The organism is uncultured Romboutsia sp. (assembly GCF_958366745.1).
Classification (GTDB): domain Bacteria; phylum Bacillota; class Clostridia; order Peptostreptococcales; family Peptostreptococcaceae; genus Romboutsia; species Romboutsia timonensis.
The window spans coordinates 1-5,644 of sequence record NZ_CATXCO010000158.1; the positions used below are offsets into that span (position 1 = coordinate 1).

At 24.4% G+C, this 5,644-nt stretch carries 5 protein-coding genes; all 5 read left to right on the forward strand.

The window, feature by feature from the left end; all coding sequences use genetic code 11:
• A partial coding sequence (locus tag Q5F54_RS09905) for a polysaccharide deacetylase family protein (protein ID WP_302334341.1) occupies positions 1-421 on the forward strand: 421 nt, incomplete at its 5' end.
• A 148-nt stretch (positions 422-569) separates the two neighbouring features.
• Positions 570-1,373: a Fic family protein gene (locus Q5F54_RS09910; protein ID WP_281539068.1), complete on the forward strand. Its 804-nt coding sequence runs from the start codon at positions 570-572 to the stop codon at positions 1,371-1,373.
• Between the two features lie 121 nt (positions 1,374-1,494).
• Positions 1,495-2,988, forward strand: coding sequence for a TIGR02677 family protein (locus Q5F54_RS09915; protein WP_277231465.1), 1,494 nt, complete (start codon positions 1,495-1,497; stop codon positions 2,986-2,988).
• Positions 2,988-4,082, forward strand: coding sequence for a TIGR02678 family protein (locus Q5F54_RS09920; protein WP_071120822.1), 1,095 nt, complete (start codon positions 2,988-2,990; stop codon positions 4,080-4,082). The genes Q5F54_RS09915 and Q5F54_RS09920 overlap by 1 nt, the downstream gene beginning before the upstream one ends.
• Positions 4,072-5,644 (forward strand): hypothetical protein (locus Q5F54_RS09925; RefSeq protein ID WP_331562674.1); only part of this gene is annotated, 1,573 nt, incomplete at its 3' end. The genes Q5F54_RS09920 and Q5F54_RS09925, both read left to right, overlap by 11 nt.

Below are 5,644 nucleotides of genomic sequence, written 5' to 3' on the forward strand. Positions count from 1 at the left end.
AATGGTAGATGAAGGACATATTGTAGCTAATCATACTAATCACCACTATTCAATGCCGAGTGTTACTTATTCTACTGATGTTTTTAATAAGGAACTTACTGATGTTGAAGATAAATTTAAAGAATTGACAGGAAAGGATATGCCTAAGTTTTTTAGACCTCCTATGGGACAGTATTCTGAAAAAAGTTTAGCTATGACTAAAGATTTAGGTTATAAGACTGTGTTTTGGAGTTTTGCTTATGGTGATTATGAACCTAGCAATCAGCCTTCACCATATGAAGGTAAGAAAAATATATTAGATCATCTTCATGATGGTTCTATATTACTTTTACATGCTATATCTAAGACTAATGCTGATATACTTGGTGAGGTTATAGATGAAGCAAGAAAATCTGGATATGAATTTTATTTATTACCTTAAATGAGCGTAGATTTTTTTCTACGCTTTTTAATATCTTATATTAATAAAAAGTTTAAGTTAATACAAAAGGTTAGTTGTATATATAATATGTTATAATAAAATATAAGATATATAAAGTAGACTATAAACAAAAGAAAGGAAGATTAAGATGTACACAAAATCATCCTACACAAAATTAACTGAAGATAGAATAGATAAAAATGAAAAGAAAAGTAACTGGGAAGTAGCAATTGGATTAAATGAAGTAGATAGCTTAAAACCTTCAAAATATCTTATAGAATTAATGCAAGACTCTATAGAAGGTAAGAAATCATATAAAGAAGTAGAAAATGCTCTTTATTCATACTATAAAGAACTTGATCCTAATGATGAAGCAATTCTTCAAACTGAGGAGTGTGATTTAGTTTCAGTAAGAATAGTTCAATTATTAGAAAATGGAAGTTTTAAGTTTAGTCCTATAACTTTAAAAACTATACATAGAGCGTTATTTAAAGATTTATTTAAGGGTGAACTTGAAAGGTATGTTGGAGAATTTAGAGATTATAATATAAGTAAAAAAGAGCCTATACTTGGTGGAGATAGTGTGATATACAGTGATTACAATGACTTAATGGATATATTAACATATGATTTTGAAGAGGAAAGCAAAAAAAGTGCAAAGGTATCTATAAGCAGACTAGCAAGATTTACTTCTTCTATATGGCAAGTACATCCATTTTGTGAGGGTAATACAAGAACTACAGCAGTATTTATTATAAAGTATTTAAGAAGTTTAGGATACAATGTTAATAATGATTTATTTAAAGAAAATTCACTTTATTTTAGAAATGCATTAGTACTTTCTAATTATTCTGATGTAAGTAGGAATATAAGACCTGATTTTAAGTATTTAGAGTCATTTTTTGAGAAGTTGTTAATAGATAGTAAAGTTGAACTTGAAACTATGAAATAGGTGTGCATAAATTTGTACACTTATTATTTTTTTAAATATAAATTATTGTATTATAGTTATATATGTAAAGTTAAGTGTTAATAAACTAAAAGAAAAAATAAAAACATAAGAGGATATAAAGATGATTGATAGCTTAAAAGTAGGTAGAAAAATAACAGAATCAAAATACCTAAATCAAGAAAATAGCTTTAGATATAGAAATATACTAAGAATAGCATTTTATAAATATGAAAAAATGAAATACTGGCTAGACCAAAATGAAATATATGAAGAAATAAAAAAGCTAGAGGATTTTGAAAATTATACAATAGAAAATCTAAAACAGGATTTAGATATGCTAGTGGAATTTAAAAATTTCACAGCAATGCAAGATACTAAAAAAACTAGAACAATAGAAGAATTTAAAAATAGAAAATTTAAATATCAAATTACACCAATAACTATAGAATTAGAAAGAACGCTTATAAAATTAGAAAATATACAGGAAGGTACTAGAGGTTCATTAGATTTATCATTAATAGAAAGATTTAATGCAACCTTAAAGAAAATATACAATATAAAAAACATAAATGAAAAAGAAATTTTCTCATGGTGGAATCAATTAAATAGAGACTTTAAATACTTAAATGAAAGTTACCAAGATTATATAAGTAAATTTTATTCACCAAAAACAGAAGAATTATTAAAAACTACAGAATTTCTAGCTTATAAAGAAGGTTTTATAAAATATTTAAAAGAGTTTATAACAGGTATACAAAATCATGTGGGGCAAATAGCAGAAACTTTACAAAGTAAAGAGATAGATGAAGAAACAATAGAATTTATAATAGAGTCTATTGTTAGATATGAAAAGATAAACATAGCGATAGATAAAAACTATGATGAAATAGAAGCTTATGATATACATAAAGGTAGGTTTGAAAGCATTGTTAGTTGGTTCTTAGGAGAAAGAGGAGAAACGTCTATGGCAGAACAACTCTTAGAAACAACAAACGAAATAATAAGAAAAATTACTAGATATGCACTTCAAATAATAGAAGCTAGAGAACTAGGAGCTAGTAGAAAAAATGAATATAAGAAGGTTATAGATTTATTTTTTAAATGTGATGATATAGAAGAGGCACATAAATTATCATCTCTAGTATTTGGTGCAATATCATCAAGACATATAACTACTTTAAGTGAAAAAACAACAGAGTTAGCATGTAGTATTTATGATGAAGAACCAGAATTTGTAAATATACAACCATCAAATAGACAAGGAAGAGAAAAAACAGCAAGTAAGATTACAGTAAAAGATAGAAGTAAAGAAAGACAAGAAAAGGCTATAGAGCTTATAAATAGAAGAGAAAAAGAAAAAGAAATAATGATTAGGAAAATAGTTGATAACAAACTAATATTTAAAAATATAGTAGATATTAATCCAAATGAGAGGAGAGTTTATTTAACTTGGTTATCTAAAGCTATGAATTCTAAAACAGAATGGACAAAAAATGAGTATGGTATGGAATACAAATTAAAAGATAGAAATCCAAGTGAAAAAATAAATCTTAGATGTAATGATGGAGATTTTTTAATGCCAGCATATGAACTTATATTTAAGGAGAAAAATTAATGAGGTTTACAGATTTATTGGAAAATTACATAATTTTAAAAGATAATGATAAAGAATTGTACTATGACATAAAAGATAACATAAATGACTATATGAATATGATAAAAGAGTACTTATCTTACAAGTTAATAATAAAAGATAATTTTATTAAACTTGAAAAAGTTCCAGCAAATCCACAAGGATTTATGGGAATAAAAGAATTTGATTCTATAAAAGAATATGTATTTTTCATGATATTGCTTATTTTTTTAGAAGACAAAAATAATGAAGAACAATTTATATTATCAAATCTTACTGAGTATATAAAGCAAAATTATAGTGAAGAAAAAATTGATTGGACTAAGCAAAAAAATAGAAGATGCTTAATAAATGTAATAAAGTTTGCAATAGATATTGGAATTATAAAACGAAATGATGGTGATGAAGAATTATATTCAAAAGATGAGACCAGAGATGTTTTATATGAAAGTACAGGAATTTCTAGATACATACTTAGAAGTTTTGATAATGAATTAGATAATGCAAATTCATATAAAGATTTATTAAATGAGGAAAATACTAAGTACAATGTATATAGAAATTTACTTCTTAATCCAGTTGTATATAATAAAATTGGAGTAGAACATGAATATGATTATATAGTTAGAAATAAAAATGAAATAAAAGATGTATTCGAAGAAAATCTTGAATGGGACATTCATTTATATAAAAATGCAATTATACCTATTATTACAAATAATGAAGTAAAAGATGTATTTCCAAATAAAAAAGGTGAAAGTAGTGTAGTTTTATTGTTAAGTAAAATAATAAGAGAAAATATATCAAATTTAAATCTAAAAGAAGACGATATTATTTATTTTGAAAAAGAAGAATTTAATAAATTACTTTTAGATTTAAGAAAAGAAAATGGACATGGATTCACTAAAACCTTAAGAGAATATAGTGATGAACTTTATATACATACAATCAAAGAATATATGAAAAGTTTTTCTATGTTAGATATAAAAGACAACTTAGTTTTAATATTACCATTAATGGGAAAAATTATAGGAGATTATCCAAAGGATTATAAGGAGAAAATCAATGAACAATAGATGGATTGCTAGCAAATTTGGTTTATTTAATTTTTGGTACTATGAAAATCAAGAATTTGACTTAGCAGATGGAAAAATATTATTTAGAGGTACTAACGGAAGTGGAAAATCTGTAACTACACAAAGCTTTATACCACTTTTACTTGATGGAGATAAAAGACCAAATAGAATAGATCCATTTGGTACTAAATCAAGAAAAATAGAAAACTACTTACTAACTGATGATAAGATAGAAGACAGAATAGCATATTTATATATGCAATTTAAAAAAGAAGATAGCAATACATATATGACTATAGGAATGGGCTTAAGAGCTAAAAAAGGAAGACAGCAAGTAGAGTCATGTTACTTTATATTAAAGGATGGTAGACAAATAAATAAAGATTTAATGCTTTATAAAAATAAAGAGAATATGTTACCTATAACTTTCAAACAATTAGAAACAGCTTTAGGTAATGGTAATTTTTACACAACATCTCAACAAGAATATATGAAAAAAGTAAATGAAAACTTATTTGGATACTCTGATATAGAAAGTTATAAAGAACTATTAAATCTTCTTATATCACTTAGAAGTCCGAAATTATCAAAGGATTTTAAGCCAACAGTTATTTATGAGATATTAAAAGACTCTTTAACTACACTTTCAGATGATGATTTAAGAACAATGGCAGAATCTATGGATAATATGGATGAGTTAAATAATAAGGTAGAAGAATACGAAAAAAGTCTAAGAGCTTGTAACAAAATAAAAGCAGAATTTGATAAGTACAATGCTTTAAGTATATATAAAGTAGCACAAAAACTTAAAACCAAAGAAAATGAAGTTAAGAAAGAAGAAAAAAACATAGACTCTTTAAAATTTACAATTTTAGAAAATAAACAAGTATTAAAAGATGAAGTAAATAAGTTAAATGAATTACAATCAGAACTAGAAGCATCAAAAGAAAGCTATAATAAACTTGAAAAAAGTGAAGCTAAAGCTATAAAAGAAGAGATAACAAAGGAAGAAAATAGATTTAAAAATATTTTAGAGAAACTTGAAAAAATAGATGTACGGAAAGAAAATAAGATTAAAGAAGAAATAGAGAATAATAAAAAAATTGAGGAACTTGAGTCATATATATACAAAATAGATAAACAAATAAAAGCTTTATTAATAGATGAAAATAATTTAAGAATAGATGCTTATTATAAAGAACATGATGACTTTGAAAAAGAAATATTAACAAGTAACAGTTACTCCTTTAATTTAATATTAGAGAGTATAAGTAACTATGAAAAATTAATAAGCGAAATATATCAACTAATAGTAAAATATGATTCAGTAAAGAAACAAAATGAAGAACTAGAAGATAAAAAGTACAGTAAAGAGCTGGATATAAAGGTACATAAAAATAAATTAAATGAAGCTTTAGAATACTTAACAACTATAAAAACGGAAACTATAGAAAAAATAAATAAGTATCTATCTAATACAAATACATTAACTATTGAAAAAAATATTTTAGAAGAAATATACAATATAATAAATAGTATAAAAGATAGATATGAGTACAATA

Excerpts from the sequence above, each read along its gene's own strand:
- Q5F54_RS09910 (WP_281539068.1), top strand. The coding sequence starts at position 570 with ATGTACACAAAATCATCCTACACAAAATTAACTGAAGATAGAATAGAT.
- Q5F54_RS09915 (WP_277231465.1), top strand. The coding sequence starts at position 1,495 with ATGATTGATAGCTTAAAAGTAGGTAGAAAAATAACAGAATCAAAATAC.
- Q5F54_RS09920 (WP_071120822.1), top strand. The coding sequence starts at position 2,988 with ATGAGGTTTACAGATTTATTGGAAAATTACATAATTTTAAAAGATAAT.